The organism is Sphingobacterium sp. UBA2480 (genome assembly GCF_002341965.1).
Taxonomy (GTDB): domain Bacteria; phylum Bacteroidota; class Bacteroidia; order Sphingobacteriales; family Sphingobacteriaceae; genus Sphingobacterium; species Sphingobacterium multivorum.
Window position 1 is genome coordinate 17,596 of sequence record NZ_DDPA01000007.1, and the last position, 19,457, is coordinate 37,052.

General features: G+C 39.7%; 18 protein-coding genes and 1 tRNA gene. 16 read left to right on the forward strand and 3 right to left on the reverse strand.

The features are described from left to right. Positions 1–66: 66 nt before the first annotated feature. Entirely contained in the window at positions 67–1,821 is a 1,755-nt protein-coding gene (locus B3600_RS13350) for a DUF885 domain-containing protein (RefSeq protein WP_286753249.1), read from the forward strand. Between the two features lie 62 nt (positions 1,822–1,883). On the opposite strand, the gene B3600_RS13355 is transcribed toward B3600_RS13350, so the two are convergent. Then, a complete protein-coding gene (locus B3600_RS13355; protein WP_046672125.1) occupies positions 1,884–2,873 on the reverse strand; it encodes a GlxA family transcriptional regulator in 990 nt (329 codons plus the stop codon). Positions 2,874–3,008: 135 nt separating this feature from the next. On the opposite strand from B3600_RS13355, the gene B3600_RS13360 reads away from it, so the two are divergent. The 7 genes from B3600_RS13360 (at position 3,009) to B3600_RS13390 (ending at position 10,642) form a co-directional block, all read left to right on the forward strand. Then, the gene (locus tag B3600_RS13360) at positions 3,009–3,431 is read left to right on the forward strand and encodes an SRPBCC domain-containing protein (RefSeq protein ID WP_112375656.1); all 423 of its coding nucleotides are present in this window, start codon (positions 3,009–3,011) and stop codon (positions 3,429–3,431) included. A gap of 62 nt (positions 3,432–3,493) precedes the next feature. Continuing rightward, the gene (locus tag B3600_RS13365; RefSeq protein ID WP_286753250.1) at positions 3,494–3,916 is read left to right on the forward strand and encodes a DoxX family protein; all 423 of its coding nucleotides are present in this window, start codon (positions 3,494–3,496) and stop codon (positions 3,914–3,916) included. A 94-nt stretch (positions 3,917–4,010) separates the two neighbouring features. Beyond that, positions 4,011–4,460, forward strand: a complete 450-nt coding sequence (locus B3600_RS13370) for an SRPBCC family protein (RefSeq protein WP_286753251.1) — start codon at positions 4,011–4,013, stop codon at positions 4,458–4,460. Positions 4,461–4,472: 12 nt separating this feature from the next. Further along, a complete protein-coding gene (locus B3600_RS13375; RefSeq protein WP_112375658.1) occupies positions 4,473–4,871 on the forward strand; it encodes a glyoxalase in 399 nt (132 codons plus the stop codon). Between the two features lie 63 nt (positions 4,872–4,934). After that, a complete protein-coding gene (locus B3600_RS13380; RefSeq protein ID WP_286753252.1) occupies positions 4,935–5,906 on the forward strand; it encodes a dimethylarginine dimethylaminohydrolase family protein in 972 nt (323 codons plus the stop codon). A gap of 214 nt (positions 5,907–6,120) precedes the next feature. Then, positions 6,121–7,005 (forward strand): ABC transporter ATP-binding protein, encoded by an 885-nt coding sequence (locus tag B3600_RS13385; RefSeq protein ID WP_286753253.1) that lies wholly within the window; start codon positions 6,121–6,123, stop codon positions 7,003–7,005. Further along, positions 6,998–10,642, forward strand: coding sequence for a M1 family aminopeptidase (locus B3600_RS13390; RefSeq protein ID WP_286753254.1), 3,645 nt, complete (start codon positions 6,998–7,000; stop codon positions 10,640–10,642). Before B3600_RS13385 ends, B3600_RS13390 begins: the two co-directional genes overlap by 8 nt. A gap of 47 nt (positions 10,643–10,689) precedes the next feature. On the opposite strand, the gene B3600_RS13395 is transcribed toward B3600_RS13390, so the two are convergent. Continuing rightward, a tRNA-Ile gene (locus B3600_RS13395) sits at positions 10,690–10,763 on the reverse strand. An 85-nt stretch (positions 10,764–10,848) separates the two neighbouring features. On the opposite strand from B3600_RS13395, the gene B3600_RS13400 reads away from it, so the two are divergent. The 8 genes from B3600_RS13400 to B3600_RS13435 all read left to right on the forward strand — a co-directional run bounded on the left by B3600_RS13400 (position 10,849) and on the right by B3600_RS13435 (position 18,515). Beyond that, complete coding sequence (locus tag B3600_RS13400) at positions 10,849–11,481, forward strand: HAD family hydrolase (RefSeq protein ID WP_172462466.1); 633 nt, start codon at positions 10,849–10,851, stop codon at positions 11,479–11,481. A 91-nt stretch (positions 11,482–11,572) separates the two neighbouring features. Beyond that, positions 11,573–11,767: a 30S ribosomal protein S21 gene (gene rpsU, locus B3600_RS13405; protein WP_046672133.1), complete on the forward strand. Its 195-nt coding sequence runs from the start codon at positions 11,573–11,575 to the stop codon at positions 11,765–11,767. A 101-nt stretch (positions 11,768–11,868) separates the two neighbouring features. After that, entirely contained in the window at positions 11,869–12,750 is an 882-nt protein-coding gene (locus B3600_RS13410) for a tyrosine-type recombinase/integrase (protein ID WP_286753255.1), read from the forward strand. Between the two features lie 14 nt (positions 12,751–12,764). Further along, positions 12,765–13,124 carry a ribosome hibernation-promoting factor, HPF/YfiA family gene (gene hpf, locus B3600_RS13415; protein ID WP_286753256.1) on the forward strand — a complete coding sequence of 120 codons (360 nt, stop codon included), beginning with the start codon at positions 12,765–12,767 and terminating at the stop codon, positions 13,122–13,124. A 244-nt stretch (positions 13,125–13,368) separates the two neighbouring features. After that, positions 13,369–13,743, forward strand: a complete 375-nt coding sequence (locus B3600_RS13420; RefSeq protein ID WP_046672136.1) for a DUF6686 family protein — start codon at positions 13,369–13,371, stop codon at positions 13,741–13,743. A 373-nt stretch (positions 13,744–14,116) separates the two neighbouring features. Beyond that, a complete protein-coding gene (locus B3600_RS13425; protein WP_070563752.1) occupies positions 14,117–14,644 on the forward strand; it encodes a ferritin in 528 nt (175 codons plus the stop codon). A 134-nt stretch (positions 14,645–14,778) separates the two neighbouring features. Beyond that, positions 14,779–17,547: a TonB-dependent receptor gene (locus B3600_RS13430; RefSeq protein WP_286753257.1), complete on the forward strand. Its 2,769-nt coding sequence runs from the start codon at positions 14,779–14,781 to the stop codon at positions 17,545–17,547. After that, the gene (locus B3600_RS13435) at positions 17,544–18,515 is read left to right on the forward strand and encodes an NAD(P)H-quinone oxidoreductase (RefSeq protein WP_312522780.1); all 972 of its coding nucleotides are present in this window, start codon (positions 17,544–17,546) and stop codon (positions 18,513–18,515) included. The genes B3600_RS13430 and B3600_RS13435 overlap by 4 nt, the downstream gene beginning before the upstream one ends. On the opposite strand, the gene B3600_RS13440 is transcribed toward B3600_RS13435, so the two are convergent. After that, positions 18,504–19,367 (reverse strand): AraC family transcriptional regulator, encoded by an 864-nt coding sequence (locus B3600_RS13440; RefSeq protein ID WP_070563746.1) that lies wholly within the window; start codon positions 19,365–19,367, stop codon positions 18,504–18,506. The genes B3600_RS13435 and B3600_RS13440 overlap by 12 nt on opposite strands. Positions 19,368–19,457: the final 90 nt, after the last annotated feature.

Sequence of the window (19,457 nt, forward strand, 5' to 3'; positions counted from 1 at the left end):
GTAAATTATTGGAGTAAAATGCTGAAATTCATCAACAATAATGTTAATTTTAGGCAAAATACTCCAATGAAACTTATAACATATACCCTTGCTATCTTTGGATTGGGCCTAATGGCTTCCTGTGGATCGGGAACTCAGGACCGACAATCTACTGTTGATACTGCTGCGAATGAAAAGTTTAAATCGTATGAGGACCGCTTTATTCTACAGCTTTGGAAGGAAAATCCGGAATGGGCTACCCAGGTCGGATTCCATCAGTATGATTCCTTGTTGACCATACCTGATGCTGATGCGCAAAAACTACGACTGGAGTTTTCGAAAAGACATTTGGACAGCCTTAAAAATTTTGATCTGAGTACGTTGAATCTTTCTCAGCAAACAGATTATCATCTGATTCAAAACTATCTTGAATCCAATATTTGGGCGATTGAAAAAGAGCGCGCGTATGAGTGGAATCCTTCTTCGTACAATGTTGGTGGGACGATCGCTTTTATGCTTGCCGAGAATTATGCGCCTTTATCGACCAGACTTAAAGCGATATATCATCGGTTGACGAAGATTCCGGCCTACTATGAGGCGGCGAAAGGACAGCTTAAAAATCCGGCCACGGTCTTGACCGATTTGGCCATTCAACAGAATTTGGGTGGTTTATCTGTGTTCGAAAACGATTTACGGGATTCCCTTAAAAAATCCGATCTGCCGACATCAGAAAAGGATGCCATCCAGAAGGCTTCACAACAAGCTATTGCGGCGATTAACGGATATGTTCAATTTTTAAAAGTGACACCTAACCCTTCTCCACGAAGTTTTAGACTAGGAAAAGAACTTTATGACAAGAAATTTGATTTCGATATCCAATCGGGTTCAACGGCAGAACAGATTTATCAGGCTGCTCTAGCAAGAAAAAGCTATTTACACAGAGAGATGTATAAAATTAGCAAAGAGCTGTGGCCTAAATATTTTGGAAAATCGTCCTTGCCATCCGATAGTTTGCTTGTCATTCGAAAAATGATCGACACCCTGTCTGTCAAACATGTCAAAGCAGAAGAGTTTCAATCAGCTATCGAAGCACAGATACCGAAGCTGGTTGCATTTGTCAAACAAAAGGATTTATTGTACATCGATGATAGCAAGCCGCTCGTGGTGCGTAAAGAGCCTGCTTATATGGCTGGTGTTGCAGGAGCTTCAATCAGTGCACCTGGTCCATACGATAAAGGCGGAAATACCTATTACAATGTGGGCAGTCTGACCGGTTGGACGAAAGAGGCAACGGAAAGTTACCTTCGGGAGTATAACCATTACATTTTACAGATACTCAATATCCACGAGGCTATTCCAGGCCATTATACCCAATTGGTGTATGCCAACCAATCGCCGAGTCTCATAAAGAGTATTTTAGGAAATGGTGCAATGATTGAGGGCTGGGCTGTCTATACCGAACAAATGATGCTCGAAAATGGTTACGGAGACAATGCTCCAGAAATGTGGTTAATGTGGTACAAATGGCATCTGCGTACTGTTTGCAATGCGATACTCGATTATAGCGTCCATGTGAAAAATATGAGTGAAAAAGACGCCATGCATTTGTTGGTTGATGAAGCGTTTCAACAGCAGGCTGAAGCAGCCGGAAAATGGAAACGTGTGTCGGTGAGCAGCGTGCAGTTGACATCTTACTTTACGGGATATAAAGAAATTTATGATCTTAGGGAAGCTGTGAAGCAAAAAGAAGGAAAACAGTTTAATTTGAAGGCGTTCAATGAAAAATTCCTGAGCTTTGGCAATTCACCGGTGAAGTATATCCGGGAAATGATGTTAAAATAAAAGTAAGAAATCCGATCAATGATAAAGCCACTCCCCTGAGTGGCTTTATTGTTGATCAAAGCTTATTGCTCGATGGCAACATCGGCGGTCACCTTGGCAAATTTGTTTCGATAATCTATTGGTGTAAGGCCAGTAATTTTTCGGAAAATATCTCGAAAGGCTTTTGTATCTGTATAACCTACATCATACATGACCTCAGAGACGTTTTTTCGTGATGCTTCGAAGAACTTTTTTGCAGCTTCGATGCGTACGCGTTGCAGGTATTCAACAGGCGTGTTATTGGTTGCTTCTTTGAATCTCCGTTCAAATGTTCGCCGCCCAATATTGACATGATTGGCCAGTTCTTCGACTGTAATTTTCTCCTCGTACTTCTTCTCGATATAGTCTTGAGCTTGTTGGATATCCAGATCAGCATGATTACGTTGGCCTCTGAATATGGCGAATTGCGATTGATTATCCCGGCTGATATCCAGTGCGAAATATTTGGCTATGAGTACGGCTGTTTCCCTATCGGCATACTTTTCCACTAAATAGAGGATCAGATTCCATAAACTGCTCGCGCCACCACTGCTGTAGATATTTTCATGTTCAGTGATCACGGCACCATCTTCAATTTCAATGTGGGGGTATTTTTCCTTGAACTCTTCGATATGTGCCCAGTGTGTCGAACATTTTTTCCCATCTAAAAGACCGGTCTCAGCGAGCAAGAAAGCACCCACACATAGACTGGCAAGACTAGCCCCTTTGTGGTACAGTTTTGTGAAATAAGGGATCGCTTCGGCATTATCACGTATTCCTTTTTCTATGTTGCCAAAAATAGGCGGTATAATAAGCAGATCTGTTTTCTGAACGTCCTGTAGTAGTCGGTTTGTCTTGATGGTATACTCCCCGCTATTGGCCGGGACGTAAGTCGTTAAACCTACATATTCGACTTCAAAAATAGGCTGTTTTCCAAAGGCCGTTAGAAATTCATTGGCCGTATGAAAGGTTCTGAACGCAGGGGTAATACCTTCGATAGTACCGTATTCGGGAACAAAAACAGAGATTTGCATATCATTTTTGGTTTATGATATAAAGGTACAAATAGTTTTTGTCGTAATCTACCCCTAAAGTTGTCGTCTTTGCAACAGCCGCAATGTTGTGATCCTTTGCATCTTTGTTATATCAATATAAACAATAGAAAAACAATGGAAAGACAGACAAAAATTACAGTTGAAGCCGCGATTAACGCTCCTGTAGAAAAAGTATGGAAACTTTGGAACAATCCTGTGGATATCATGCAATGGAATACGGCAGATCCGAGCTGGCACTGCCCAAGTAGTGAAAATGACCTTCGTGTAGATGGAACTTTTAAAAATAGAATGGAGGCGAAAGACGGAAGCTTTGGGTTTGACTTCGAAGGAACCTACCATACGGTAAATCTATATCGGGAAATTGCTTATACCATGGCTGATGGAAGAACTGTAAACACGTTTTTCTCGGAAACGGAAGGGCAAACTAACGTAACTACAGTATTTGAAGCGGAACAGGAAAATGATCCTGAACTGCAAAAATCGGGTTGGGAGGCTATTCTGAATAACTTCGTAAACTACGTAGAATCTGCGAATTAATATTTCCTGACTTCAAGGTGAATCAGAACTGAAATTATACACTTACACAAACGACTTATACAATGAAAAAGAACAAAATTGCTTTTTGGATAGCAACGGTATTTATAGTTCTCTGGGAAGGACTAATGCCACTTGGAACACTATTATTTGCTCCTCAATATATCAATGCGGGCACAAAACCGTTGGGATACCCCGACTATTTTGCCTATGCATTAATCATCTGTAAGGTGTTGGGCGTTATTGCAATTGCTGTACCACAGGTTCCAGGTAAATTAAAAGAATGGGCTTATGCTGGATTGACATTTAACTTAATATTTGCTTTTATCAGTCATGCCTGTGTTGACAAAAATGCTGCATTTATGGCCATGCCTATTGTGATATTGGCGGTACTCGCTGTTTCTTACGTCTATCAGGGTAGAATAGCCCGCTTGAGCAGCAAAGATATGAGCAATACAGGAACGTATCATCAGACCTCAGTTGTTTAAGGCCTTATTAGATTGGATTGTCCTAAAATAATGCCTAATAGAAAAAGTAAAACAAAAAACCAGCAGTAGTAATTTATTTATAAACGATATAGCTATGAAAACGAATCATGTTTCTTTACATCGAATTATTCAGGCGAGCCCTGAAAAAGTGTTCCGTGCTTTTGCAGACCCGATAGCACATGCCAGCTGGCTTCCTCCTTACGGTTTTCTATGTACCGTACAACACATGGAATTTAAAGTCGGGGGAAGTTTCAAAATGACTTTCACCAATTTTAGTACAGGTCATAGTCATTCCTTCGGTGGTGAGTATCTAGAGATTGAACCAAATGGTTTTATCAAGTACGTGGACCGCTTTGATGACCCTGATTTACCAGGTGAAATGACTACGACTGTTTCTTTGCGTAAAGTGATCTGTGGCACTGAACTTCAGATTGAACAGACGGGAATTCCCGAGATTATTCCCGCGGAGATGTGTTATCTTGGGTGGCAAGAATCTTTGGAAAAAATGAAAAAGCTTGTGGAACCTGAAATACCGGACGCTTAATCAATTTAAATTATGCTAGTTGAGCAGATGGAACGCTTGCAAAGCGGAATATTCATTACATTCTCAGGAAACTGTAGGGCAGCACTTACCTTTTACCAGACTTGTTTCGGGGGCACTTTACATTTCGAGATGTTCGAAGAACCCCTTCAAGGCTATGTTGAAACTCCTGTGGTGAGTGCCGCTCTTATTTCCGAACGCATTGTCATCTATGGCTCCGATCTCGTACACAATGAAGGTCGGAAAGTGGGAAACTATGTAGCTGTATTTGTTCCCTGTCAGGACAATGCTGATCGCGAGGAATTAATCGGAAAACTTACATCCCAAAGGATCAAAAATAAATCTGGTGATACAGCACATAAATTTATTGAGGTAACTGATTTGTTCAATGTACGCTGGGTTTTGGGAATTTAGTTTCCTCTTTCAAATAGTTGCTTTTTCTATTAAAAAAAAGCAAATTGTACTAAAATCAGTGTTATGATCTTTGTAGAAAATGAGTTTGCGCCATTAAAGAAAGTTATTTTGACGGTTTCCGAATTTGGCTTTCCCAAAATGATGAAAATGGATGATCTTCGATTTTTGTCTTCGACCGCCCTGGAGGAGGATGATACCCATGCAGGAAAGGATTTTGGAGAAGTATATCCGGAGTTGCAGCGGTTATGGGAACAAGAACGCCACAATTTTGCTTTGGTGTTGGAAAAATATGGGGTGGAAGTGTTGCGGCCCCGTCATTTAACAGCATTGGAGAAATGGGCAGGGGGAGAGCATGGTTATTCCAATTTCTTTGTTCGCGATCCATTTTTTACAATTGGACATGCTGTGATTGAAGGATCCATCCGTTTTATGCAGCGACGTAATGAAATATGGCCAATCCGGGATCTGTTGGAACGTGAAGTTTATCAACAGGACTGCCTTTATGTAGCAGCGCCAAGACCAGCAATAGCAGAGCAGGATGATCTTGCGCTATGGCACGGTCCCTTTATCGAGGGCGGGGATATTTTGGTCTATGGAAAGCATGTTTTTGTTGGCAATTCTGGACTTGCTTCGAATAGTCTTGGCATCAAATGGCTTTCTAAATTATTGCATCCTTATGGCTACCAGGTTGAAGAAGTAAAACTTCATCCCAATATACTCCATTTGGACTGTGCACTTGGTATGATCCGGGAGGGGTTGATGATTGTTTGTGAAGAAGCCTTTATCCATGGGATACCCCAAAAATTGAAGGCTTGGGACAAAATCCTGGTGAATTTGGAAGAGGCGAGTTTGCTGGCGACGAATGGTCTGCCCATTAATCCGGAGGTCTATGTGACAGATCCTATTTTTGCCTACTTAGGGGACAAACTCTCAGCACTGGGGATGCAGGTTGAATACGTTGATTTTCAGGTCAGCCGTAGCTTTGGTGGGTCTTTTCGTTGCAGTACCCAGCCATTATTGCGGAGTTTCCAGTAGACTTCTTCATTCTTTTTGATCCTATAGTGATTTTTTGATCCAGCTGCAGATTCATCTTTTCCGATGGATAGCTAACCCGTAAAATGCTGTTGCTTTGTTTACAGTCCAGTCTATTGGAGGTATTTTATTTTCGTTTATTTTTAACTTTTACTATATTGATGTAACATATCATTGTTTCGGTATACTAACATATTATTAACAGTTAAAATAAATTATGAATTTATCAATAGAGACCCTTAGTAAGACCTATTCTAATGGGGTAAAAGCTTTAGATGGCGTAAACTTAGAAATCAAGCCTGGGATGTTTGGTCTACTGGGGCCAAATGGTGCAGGCAAATCTTCTTTAATGCGGACGATTGCGACACTTCAGAAACCCGACAGTGGGCGTATTACTTTTGGTGATATTGAGGTACTCAAAAATCAGCTCGATTTACGGAAAGTTTTGGGTTATTTACCACAGGAATTTGGTGTTTATCCCAATCTGTCGGCATCAGACCTGCTGCAATATTTTGCAAAATTGAAAGGAATTAAATCTAAAGCGGATCGGGATGCCATTATCAATCGTGTTCTTGAGGTAACCAATCTTTGGGACGTGCGCAATAAAAGTGTAAGTGGTTATTCGGGCGGTATGAAGCAACGTTTTGGTATAGCGCAATTGTTGCTGAATGATCCTAAGTTAATCATTGTTGATGAACCGACCGCAGGGCTTGACCCAGCGGAAAGACATCGTTTTTTAAATGTGCTACGCGAGATAGGTACCGATCATACTGTTATTTTTTCCACGCATATCGTGGATGATGTGCGTGAACTCTGCCATGAGTTGGCCATTCTGAATGGGGGAAAGATTCTTTTGAGGGGCACTCCTAAAGAATCCATCGACCAATTGGAAGGTAAAATCTGGGTACGTATCATCAGTCGGGATCAATTGGATGAGTATACACAAAAATATAACGTTATTTCAACCAATTACAATCAGGACAACACGCTCAATATTCGGGTGTACAGCGATGAGCGTCCTGATGAATCATTTGTGAACGCTCAAGGCCAATTGGAGGATGTCTATTTTGTGGCGCTAAAAAATGATCAACGCCATGTTTAGAGCCATTTTTAATTTTGAGTTTGCGCGTTGGTTTAAGAGTTCGGCCGTCTACATCTATATTGCACTCTTCTTTGCGCTTTCGTTGTTCATTATGCTGTCTTCACTCGGTATTTTTGACGGTATAACGGCAACGACTTCGTCCAATACCATGATGAATTCTCCTTGGGCAATTAACGGCATGGTCAACGGTATGTCGACTATTATCTATTTTTTGATACCGTCCATCGTTGGAGCCTGCGTCTACCGGGATTTTCAATATCAGGTGCATACGATACTTTTCAGTTACCCTTTCTCAAAAACGGATTATCTACTCGGTAAATTCTTTGGATCGGTGGCTGTTGTATTGGTTATTGTATTTGCTTCAACCCTGGGGATTATCGTTGCACAATTTGTACCAGGCATCAATCAATCCCTTTTGGGGCCAATTCAGGTTGGGGCTTATTTACAAACCTATCTTGTGCAGGTTATCCCTAATCTCATTATTTTTAGTGCAATTATCTTTGTGCTGGTAACATTGACACGAAACGTATACGTTGGTTTTGTTGCGGTGCTGATTCTTATTATTCTTCAGGTGCTGGTTCAGAATCTGGCAAACAACATGGACAACCGTTTCGTAGGGGCATTGATCGATCCTTTTGGGGATAGTGCCATCTCGTATTATACACAATACTGGTCTCCTGAAGAGAAGAATGTAAACAACCTGCCATTTACTGGAGCTGTTATTTATAACCGGTTAATATGGCTTGCGGTCGCAGCCCTATTCATTGGCGGGTTTTATGTGTTGTTTTCTTTTTCACAACATTCGATTTCCTTTAAATCGTCGAAAAAAGGAGCCCGTTTAACCAAAAATAACTTTGATAGTGTCTTCAAAATCAATCTACCTAAAGTAAATTATGATTTTTCGACATTTCATTATTTAAGAACAATGTGGATGATGGCACGGTATGACTACCAATATATTGTCAAAAATCCGGTGTTTTTAATATTGACTTTGGTAGGGGTATTGTTCATTATCTTAATGGCAAGTACCATTGGTTCGATATTCGGAACGTCGACCTATCCCGTGACCTGGAAAATGCTGATGATCCCGGGGACTACATTTAAATTTTTCCTGCTGATCCTCACTTTTCTTTTTACGGGACTTCTTGTGCATCGTGGAAGTATTACTCGGATGGGAGGACTACTGGATACCACAGCGGTACCCAACTGGGCTTTTATGGGATCGAAGGTTCTCGCAATTCTTTTGATGCAATTAACCTTGCTGGCCGTTGTGATTGTGACCTGCATGGGCTTCCAAATATACTATCGTTATTATAATTTTGAAATCGGACAATATGTGATGCACCTGATGGTATACGGTATGCTGTCAAACTTGGTGTGGCTCTTCATTTCGCTTTTTGTCCATACGCTTTTCAAGAATTACCTGGCTGGATTTTTTGTGTTGTTGACACTTTTTATTGGATTACCTTTTTTATCTATGGTGGGTGTAGAACAAGAGATCTATCAATTTAATCAGGGACCGGATCTCGATTACTCGGATATGGATGGATTTGGTTACGTTCTACCGTTTTTAACCTATCGGGTTTATTGGCTACTTTTTGCAGTGTTCTTTGCTGTTATAGCCCTGTTGTTGTGGCGGAGAGGTAGTTTTTCAGGAATTGGCGAGCGTTGGCGTATTTTTAAGGCGAACTTGGGGCCGGTAACCACGGCGATACTCATTTTTGCCTTTGTGGGCTTTATCGGCATCGGTGCTGCAATCTATTACGAAAATCATGTTAAAAATCCCTATTATACCAGTTTAGATCATGAAAAACAGGCTTTGGAATGGGAGAAGAAATATAAAAAGTACCAATACAGGCCGCAGCCCCGTGTCGTGGATGTCAAGTTTAATTTAGATATTTTTCCCGATAAGCGTAGTTTTAAAGCGAATGCGGCCTATGTGCTAAAAAACAAGACGAATACGCCTATAGATTCCATTTTCGTCAATTATAATGATTACGATTATACCTTTTCTTTAAGTGTGCCGAATAAATTGATATCGGCGGACGATAAATATAATTTCAATATTTATAAACTCGAAAAGCCTATGGCTCCGGGCGATTCTATTGTATTGAAATTTAGCACGGCTAGTCCGGCCAACACCTGGATAAATGAAAAGTCTCCTGTGAAGGGCAATGGCACTTTTATCAACAATATGCTTTTTCCGAATATAGGCTATCTTGACCGTGGCGAGCTGGTAGATAATGATATTCGAAAGAAATACGGACTGCCACACCGGGATAGAATGGCTCCACAGACTGACAAAAGGGCCCTTCAGAATAACTATATATCTAATGATGCCGATTGGATCCGTTTTGAAGCTACGGTTAGCACAGCCAAAAATCAGTTGGCTATTGCTCCAGGCTATCTCACAAAAGAATGGGAAAAAGATGGTCGTAAGTACTATCAGTATAAGATGGATTCAGAAATCCTGAACTTTTTTGCTTTTAATTCTGCCGAATATGAAGTCAAAAAAGATAAGTGGAATGGGGTTAATTTAGAGATCTATTACCATAAGGGGCATACCTATAACCTGGATCGCATGATGGCTTCCAGTAAAGCTTCTTTGGCTTACTATACGAAAGAATATAGTACTTACCCGCATCGACAATTACGTATTATTGAATTTCCGCGCACAGCAGGAACTTTCGCACAGTCCTTTGCCAATACTATTCCTTTTTCCGAAGCGATCGGCTTTATTGCTGATGTCAATGAGAAAAAGGAAGATGCAGTCGATTATCCCTACGCGGTAACAGCCCATGAAATTGCACATCAGTGGTGGGCACATCAAGTGGTAGGAGCCAATGTGCAGGGAGCGACATTGATGTCCGAAAGTATGTCGGAATATTCATCGCTAAAGGTTTTGGAAAGAAGATATGGGAAAGGGCAGATGCGTAAGTTTCTCAAAGATGCGCTCGATGGCTATTTACAAGGGCGAAGTGCCGAAAAACTCGGTGAAAAGCCGTTGATGTATAATGAAAATCAAATGTATATTCATTACCAAAAGGGATCCTTGGTACTGTATGCCTTGAGCGATTATCTGGGCGAGGATCTTTTTAACCGGACAGCTCAATCCTATTTACAACGTACAGCGTTTCAAAACCCACCGTATACAACGTCGTCGGAGTTTGTGGATAGTTTTAGACAGGCGACTCCAGATTCCTTACGTTACCTGATTAAAGATATGTTTGAAACGATCACCCTATATAACAACAAAATAGAAAAAGTAAGTTCTAAGAAACTTAAGAATGGTAAATATCAGGTTGATATCCAATTTGAAGTTTCTAAATACCGCGTAGATGGCAATGGGAAAAAGAGTTACAATGACGAAGGTGGACAGCCACTGTCCTTTAAGAAATCAGATCGTGTGACCCTGAAATCATTGCCATTGGCAGACTATATTGAAGTCGGCGTTTTCTCGGATAAGAAAAGCAAAGACGGTAATAAACGTCAGGAGCTTTATCTAAAAAAGCATAAAATCGATCGAATCAACAATACGATGACGCTAGTTGTTGATCAAAAACCTGAACAGGTCGGCATAGACCCTTACAATAAATTGATCGATATTGAATCGGACGATAATCGAAAGGAAATATAAAAAGGGTAGTTATAAAAAAATCCTCATCGCATGATGAGGATTTTTTGTGCTCCCACCTGGGCTCGAACCAGGGACCAAAAGATTATGAGTCTTCTACTCTAACCGACTGAGCTATAGGAGCAGGTCGTTTTGTCAATTTAAACAGCTGTTGTGCCGTTTTGACGATGCAATTATCGATATTTGTATCGATATTTCAAAATAATTCAATGGAAAAAATTAAAAATATTGTTCTTGATTATGGGAATGTGATCTTTATGATCGACTTTGTAAAATTGAAAGATGCTTTTACTCAGTTAGGTATAGAAAATGTGGATGCCGTATTTGGACATCATGGTCAAAGTGCACTTTTTGATAATTTTGATAAAGGAAAAATTGATTCTACGCAATTCCGTGAGGGGATAAGAGCATTAACCCAAAATCCAGCCCTGACGGACGAACAGATTGATACGGCCTGGAACAGTTTGCTGCTTGGTGTACCACAAGGTAACCATGAGATTCTAGTTCAGTTGAAAGATCGATACCGAACATTTTTGTTAAGTAACAATAATGCAATTCATTATGCCTATTGTATGAATGATATTCATCAAAAATATGGTGTTGCCGACAATGAAGGTTTTTTTGAAAAGACCTATTATTCCCATTTAGTGGGGATGCGCAAACCAGATGCGGAAATATTTGAATTGGTCATGCAAGAACAACAATTGGATCCGGCGGAGACTTTATTTATTGATGATAGTCCGCAACATCTGGCGACAGCAAAACAATTGGGTTGGCATACAGCATTGTGTACTAGGGAGAAACCCTTAAAAGTTTTGTTGGAAGAATACGGATTGTTATAAAAAAATAATTTTGTTTTCCTTTTTAAAAAGAAATAGCTTACCTTTGTCCCACTTTAAATTTAAAAGCGGCGAAAGGAGGTATATATAACGCATGATTATCGTAAATGTAAAAGAAGGAGAATCTTTAGATAGAGCATTGAAACGTTTCAAAAAGAAATTCGAAAAAACTGGAGTTTTAAGAGAATTGCGTTCACGTCAAGCTTACGAAAAGAGATCTGTAACTCGTCGCATTCAAGTGAAAAAAGCGATTTACAAACAATCTTTGAATCAAGATGTAGCTAACTAATTGATTCGCTGAGAATTTTAAAATATAAAGGGAAAAGTCTAGCTTTTCCCTTTTTTTTGTGCTTTTAAGTTTGTAATTTAAGCTATATAGCGAGGGAAAATATGTTGGAAAAGGAGTTTATTCGGTTTTTGCAGATTGAAAAAAGGTATTCAGAACATACGGTTATTGCCTATAAGCATGAGCTGGAGATGTTCCAGTCTTTTTTGAATCGTGAGGGGCTGACTGTGCAGGATATCGTATACCGTGATTTGCGTCATTATTTTGCGCAAATGGTAGAGTCCGGAAAAAATGCAAGTTCAGTCAACCGGAGTATGTCTTCAATGCGAACTTATTTTAAATTTTTGCAAAGAGAAGAGTGTATTGCGAAAAATCCCATGACGCTTATTAAAGCGTTAAAAACTGCTAAAAAATTACCGGTTGTTGTTGAAAAGGAAAAGCTGGTCCGTTTGTTGGATCAGATGGGGCAGGAGCAGGATGGGTTTGAATCCTGCCGCGATTATATGGTGATGGAATTGTTGTTCGGTACTGGGATTCGGTTGGCAGAATTGTTGAAAATTAAGGAGCAGGATATAGATTTTTTTAATAAAAATATTCTTATATTAGGTAAAAGGAACAAAGAACGCTTGGTTCCGATCAATAATCTTTTATTGAAAGAATTGAAAAACTATTTGCAACAAAAGGCGACGCAATTTGTTGATACTAATAACAGCTTACTAATCGTTACGAAAGAAGGAAAGCCAGCATATGCCAAGCTGATCTATGCTATTGTACATCGGCAATTGACGCTGATTTCGACTCAAGGTAAGAGAAGTCCTCATATTTTGAGACATACTTTCGCAACAGCCCTATTGGATAATGGGGCGGATTTAAATGCAATTAAGGAGCTGCTGGGGCACGCGGGGCTTGCGGCAACGCAAGTGTACACGCATAACTCAGCAGAACGACTGAAGTCTATTTATAAACAAGCTCATCCAAAAGCTTAAAAAAAGGAGGAAAAATGAACATTACTGTGCAATCCATTCGATTTACTGCTGATCAAAAGCTAATCGAGTTTATCAAAAAGAAAACAGGAAAATTGGAGCAGTTTTTGGATTCCATTATTGGTGGCGAATGCTACCTGCGATTGGAAAATGTCGATGATGAGGCAAATAAAATTTCAGAAATTAAATTAAATATCCCGGGAAGCCAGCTTTTTGCGAAAGGGCAAGCGAAAAGCTTTGAGGAGGCGACAGATATTGCTGTAGAATCCTTGCGTAGACAGATTAACAAACATAAAACAAAAACGAAAAATACAGTGATCAATGGGCGTAATGAAGTACTTGCGCTAGAGGAAGAAGAGGAAGAAGAATACGATTAATAACGATCAAAACATAGGAATACATACAGGAGGTCAGTAGTAACTGGCCTCCTTTTTTTGTTGTTATAGTCAGAAAAAAGCGTCAGTTGGTTTTCATAATTTGCTGCAGGAAATCATGGAGGCTTTATTACCATGAGCGGTTGAAAGGCTTATTTATATTAAATCAAAATAATCTTCTGTTTTACTTGGATTGATTATAAATAATATTTATTTTTGATCGATTTAAATGATAAGGGAAATAGAAATGTCAAAATTGGTTTGTCCGTTAGCACATGTTGAGGAAGTGTTTTCAACTATAGCAGGTACAGTTTATCAATGTAGCCGCAAAAATTGTTTCTGGTTGGAATATAATAATGAAACAACGTCTTTCTCGGTATCGGATTTTTTGAAATTTAAGAAACGTATCGATGGGATTGATGTTGAGCATATGCTTCATGATACAACTCGCTCATCTGATTTTGAAATCATTATGCCTTTTCGTACAGAAAGATGTTTCATCTTAACTGTAGCGGATGTGCTCCAGTTGCGCGAATTATTAGATGGCGCTAAATTTATGATGGAATTGAATAGCGTTGTCAGAACTTGTTTGCAGGTTTCGCCATTTGCGGTTTTCGCTTAGGTAGTATATATAAACGAATTTAAAAAGCGGTGTACGTCTATGATGTACACCGCTTTTTGTTTTGTGGTGACCTTATTTAATTTTAATTTAAATAAGTCTCAATGGACTACCTTTTGTTTTTTCGTTGGCATTCCTGATTTTAAGTCCTTTCTGCCACTTATTGTTTTATTTGATGGCTTATTGAAAGTATCAATATCACGTATTTGTAATTGTATTGATTCTAAACAAGTTGTGGTTTGTTTGTCTAATTTAGACTGAATTTGTATTACATATTCTTGATACACATTTTGAATATCTGCTGTATCTTTGTGATGTAGTCAGGTGATCATGTGTTTCACTTGTTCATGTTTTAGAAATTAAACTTAAGGTAAATATGAAAGATTTATTGAAATTAAAATCTTCTTTGAAAGAAGAGATCGAAAATATATTGAATGCACAGATTAAAGTTGAAGCTCATTCTTCAGCATTATATTTGGCAATGTCTTCATGGTGTGATGATCAGGGTTTGGAAAATGCTTCCGAGTTTTTTGCGAAACAATCCAACGAAGAACGCGAGCACATGTTGAAGCTTTTCAATTATATTAACAACCGCGGTGGTCGTGCAATTTCTCCGGAAGTTACAGGTATTCCTCAAGATTTTGAATCATTCCGTGGTGTATTTGAGCAAACATTGGAACAAGAGATGTTTGTTACTGAACAATTCAATAATATTGCGGATAGATGTGCGAAGGAAAAAGACTACGTAACTTTTAACTTTGTTCAATGGTTCTTGGAAGAGCAAGTGGAGGAGGAGTTTGTTGCAAGACGTATTCTTGAATTATTCGATGTAATCGGTGAAGATGGTACTGGCCGTTGGGAAATTGATAAGCACCTCGTTAAGGTTACCTTTGCGGGTGAATAATAAATTGTAAAAAATAGTGTAAGAAACGAGCTGTTGAGAAAACAGCTCGTTTTTTTTATATACAAAATCACAACTTTTTACGTTAATAGCTTAAGAATTCTTATATTGAATTGTATTATTGCAAAGTCTATTTGATGGAACTAAAGGACGGGAATATTATCCGGTTAGTACTTTTTTTAGCTATAACGAACTTGTTTTTTTTACCCAAAACCACTTTAGGGCAGGTGTCAAAAAAAGAGGTTTATGGCATTGTTGTCGATACAGCTGGAAGGCCCCTAAATGGTGTAAGTGTTCACCTGACGAGTTCCCGCGATACCTTGTTCTCATCAACTTCCGCAACAGGTTATTTTCATTTTAATCGTGTACTGGGTAATGATATTCGTATTAGCTGTAGCCAGCTGGGCCTTAGTATATTGGAACGTAGTTATCCCTTGTACAATAGCACGACAGCTAAATTGGATGTTGGAAAATTGACCATGTTTCCCCATGTATCCCTTTTAAAAGAAGTTGTTGTACTAAAATATAAACCCATTGTCTATAAGCAGGATACTGTTCAATTTAATCTGGATGCTTTTCAATTTGATCGTCGGGCACTCTTAGAAGAGGCTCTTAAGGCATTACCCAATATTCAGGTCTCGCGGGATGGTTCTGTCTACGCCTTCGGTAAGCCCATATCCTCTGTTAAGGTGGATGGTAAAAAATTCTTTGGTGGCGATGTGCTCACCGCCACACGCAATCTTCCTGCAGATTTTGTGAAAAGCGTTCAAGTTATTGATTTTTATGGTGACGAGGCGACGGCAAAAGGAATTAAAAGTGCTGAATCCGAAAAAGTTCTGAATATTGTGCTCAAAGATGATAAGAAGAAAATTACTTTTGGTCAAGCTACGCTTGGCGGTGGTTCGGTAGATCGTTACTTGGGGAGTGCTGGACTGAATCGTTTCAATGACGGTAAAGAGTACTCTGTTATCGCCTCGGTCAATAATACCAATACCAACCTTTTTTCTTTCGGTTCGCCCAATGGCGGGGAACGGGAGCGGGAAATGGGCGAGCTAGCGGATTTTGCGGACCCGACAGACGGCGTCAATAAAATCGGCTCTGTAGGTGGTAGTTTCTCTAGTCCGCTTTCTAAAACGGTAACAGCAAGCGGAAAATATAGCTTTACGCAACGTAATAATTATATCCAGGGAAATTCCTTATTACAATCGATATATGGGTATGGCAAAGCCGCGAATAATCTGATTAGTAATTTTGAAGATTACAAAATAAAATCAATCGATCGTATCCATAAAATGGACTGGGATTTTGATATGAAGCTGTCGCCCAAAGATCAGCTTAAAATATCGCCCAAACTATCTTGGACCAATTCGACCAGCAATACGTTAAAAGATAGAAGGATCCAAAATAATCGGTTAAGTAGTACGGGGAACTACGGCGCGGCCAATAGTACAGAAAGCCCTGCTGCGGCTTTAGATCTTTTTTACGTGCGAAGTTTTACTAAACCGGGGCGGAAAGTACTTTATACTTTGCATACGGATTTTAATTCCTTGGATAAAGATGAGGAAGTGCGCGATTTTAATAGAGCGATCGACAGCAGCTTGAACGTGCCAAAAATAACGGAAACTTACCTGAATCAAATGGTCCGTTCCAGCAATGAGAATAAAAATATCCAAAGTCGCTTGTCGTTGGTGGAGCCCGTTGATTTAGGTGGTACCTTGGAGATCAATTACGATTTCGATTATACCAAAATTGATGCCCGTCGCTCTACTTTTGACAATAACAATAATTTTAACAACGGGCCCATACTGGTGGATTCACTTAGTTTGAAGTACGACTATTCTTTCGCAAGCAATAAAGTCGGCATGATTTACCGCCAAGACTTAAGCGAAAAAGTAAAGGTAAACTTCGGTTTTGCAGTTCAGCCGTCCGAATTAACGGGAAGTTCAACAGATAAACTGATAAAAACCTCCTATTCAAATGTTAATCTCGTGCCCTCTGCTGGATTGAAATGGAAGTTTACCAAAGAAGAGGATCTTTCTATGGACTATTATGGACGTAATAACCAGCCTAGTTTCTATCAGATACAGCCGGTGGTGGACAATACCAACACACAGAATATCGTGGTCGGAAATAAGGATTTGAAATCTGAATTTGCACATAGTATTGTTTCAAAGTATCGCAAATCCATCACGCGGAGGGGACAATATCTGGAAGCCAGTCTTGCTTTTAACTTAGTAAATGATAAGATTGTAGCCAACCGGACAATTGAACCTAATTCAACGATACAGAAAACGACTTATCGCAATACAGAAGGCTACTATGATATTAAGAGCTATTATTTGTTTACAGCTTCTTTATTGTCGGATAATTTGCAGATGAGCTTAAATGGCAATGCAGATTATTACAACAATATTTCGTACGTCAATGATAAAAAGAGCTTTGGTGGACACTTTTTGTTTACACAAGCCCTTCAATTCCGCTATACCTGGAGTGATATTTTTGAAGCGGAATTAAATGGCAACTATTCGTTGAACAGGGCCACATTTGACTGGCCTGTACAAGATAATATCACGGCGCATTCTGGAATCGTTGGTTTGGGATCTAAAGCTTATTTGGGCAAACATTTTACCATGGGACTTGAACTTTCTCAAAAATTTAATGCGGGTTATTCGAGCTCATGGAACAATATTAATCCAACGATAATCAACGCCTATATGGAATATACTTTTGGAAGGAATAACTTGGGTATGTTGAGATTTCAGGGATTCGATCTAATGAATCAGAATACTGGAATTTCACGTGCCGTGGTGGGAAATGATATTTTAGACGTTCGAAACAATCGTTTGGCTCGTTATTTTATGCTTTCGCTCAATATAAGATTACAGAAATATCCCAAAAAATCATGATGAAAGCTGTCATTATTACTGAACCGGGCGGACCCGAAGTTTTGGAAGTCCGCGATGTGGAGATGCCGCAGATCGGTGAACTGGAAGTTTTAGTAGAAGTAAAGGCTGCAGGTGTAAATAGACCAGATGTTTTTCAGCGTAAAGGGAACTATCCGGCACCTGCCGGGGTGGATGCGCGGATACCTGGATTAGAAATAGCAGGGGTTATTGTCGCAAAGGGAACCGGGGTCGCTGACTGGAACATTGGTGATCGTGTATGTGCACTCGTAGCGGGTGGAGGTTATGCAAACTATGCTAAGGTCTATCAGGGACATTGTTTGCCTATTCCCGATCATTTAGATTTTGCGGAAGCAGCCTCGCTGCCTGAGACCGTATTTACAGTATGGGACAATGTCTTTCGAAGAGGGAATTTGCAGACCGGCGATCATTTTTTGGTACACGGTGGTGCTGGTGGGATTGGCAGTACGGCAATTCAGTTAGCGGCCTTGTTTGGTGCAGCAGTATATACGACAGTCAGCTCATCTGAAAAGGCTAGCTTTTGTAAATCATTGGGAGCAACCAAAACAATAAATTATAAAACGGAGGATTTTCTGGAGGCGCTGAAGCCTTTGGGGGTTGATGTTATTTTAGACAGTATTGGTGGTTCATATTTTGAGAAAAATATCAACCTTTTGAACCCCGATGGACGTTTGGTTTATATTAATGCGATGGAAAGCGCAATAGTCGAGTTAAACTTGCTCAAATTAATGCAGAAACGGATTGTTTTAACGGGAAGTACATTACGGGCGAGAGACCGTGAATTTAAGCAAGTGCTACGGGATGATATCTGGTCTCAGGTATGGCCGAAACTTAGCGCTGGCGATTTCAAACCGACCTTATACCAGGTGCTTCCTTTTGCCGAGGCTGCGGAAGCCCATCGATTGATGGAAGATTCAAGCTTATTGGGTAAAATCGTCTTAAGTTTTTGATCGCTGAAAGCTGAGCGGCGTGGTGCCGGTTACATTTTTGAAGTATTTATGGAAGCTTGAAAAGTTTTGAAAACCTGATTCAAAGCAGATCTGCTTCACCGTCTGTTTGTTTTCTATTAATAAATTGCAAGCGGTTTTCACGCGCATTTCGATCAGAAATTGAAAGAGCGTTTTTCCTATCTGTGATTTGAAATAACGGCAGAAGGAATTTGGGGTCATTCCCGTGAGAGAGGCAAGTTCTTGCAGGCGTATCTGGTCGCGATAATTTTCACCGATATATTGCATGGCAATCTGCATACGGTTGGCATCCTGATCTTGCAGCTGGATGGTAAAAGTGGGGCTCGTTAACAGATCATGTTGTTCTTCGGCCGAAATATACTGTAATATTTCTAATAAATGAATAATACGTGGGGTACCTGTTGCTGCCAAGATAGCGTCAATTAATTGCGCAGTTTTTAGTCGGCTGCACTCCAATAATGAAATGCCTCTTTTGGAGACGCGAATAAGGTCTTTGATGGATTTATTTTCAGGTAAATTAATAAAATCATTTCCCCAAAAGTTCTCTTTAAAATGAAGCACACGAATATCTGCGCTTTCTGCTTCTTCCTCTTGAAGATAAATTTCGTCAAATAACCAATAATGAGGTAGGTTTGAACCCACAAGGGTGATATCGCCCGATTCAAAGCGCCGGACACTATCGCCAATAAATTGGGTGCCTGAGCCTTTGGCGAAATAAATTAATTCCAGTTCTTCGTGGTAATGCCAAAGATTATGGTACTGAGGTGTATTGTCTCTACGCGCGTTGAACGAATGCTCAAGATTGCTGTTTAAATGAAGCAGCTGTGCTTTCATAATTATGAAATATATGCAGTAAAGTTACATAATTCAGTTTAGCTATGGTAATATAGCTTAATAATTTGATAATATACTTGAATATTGTCT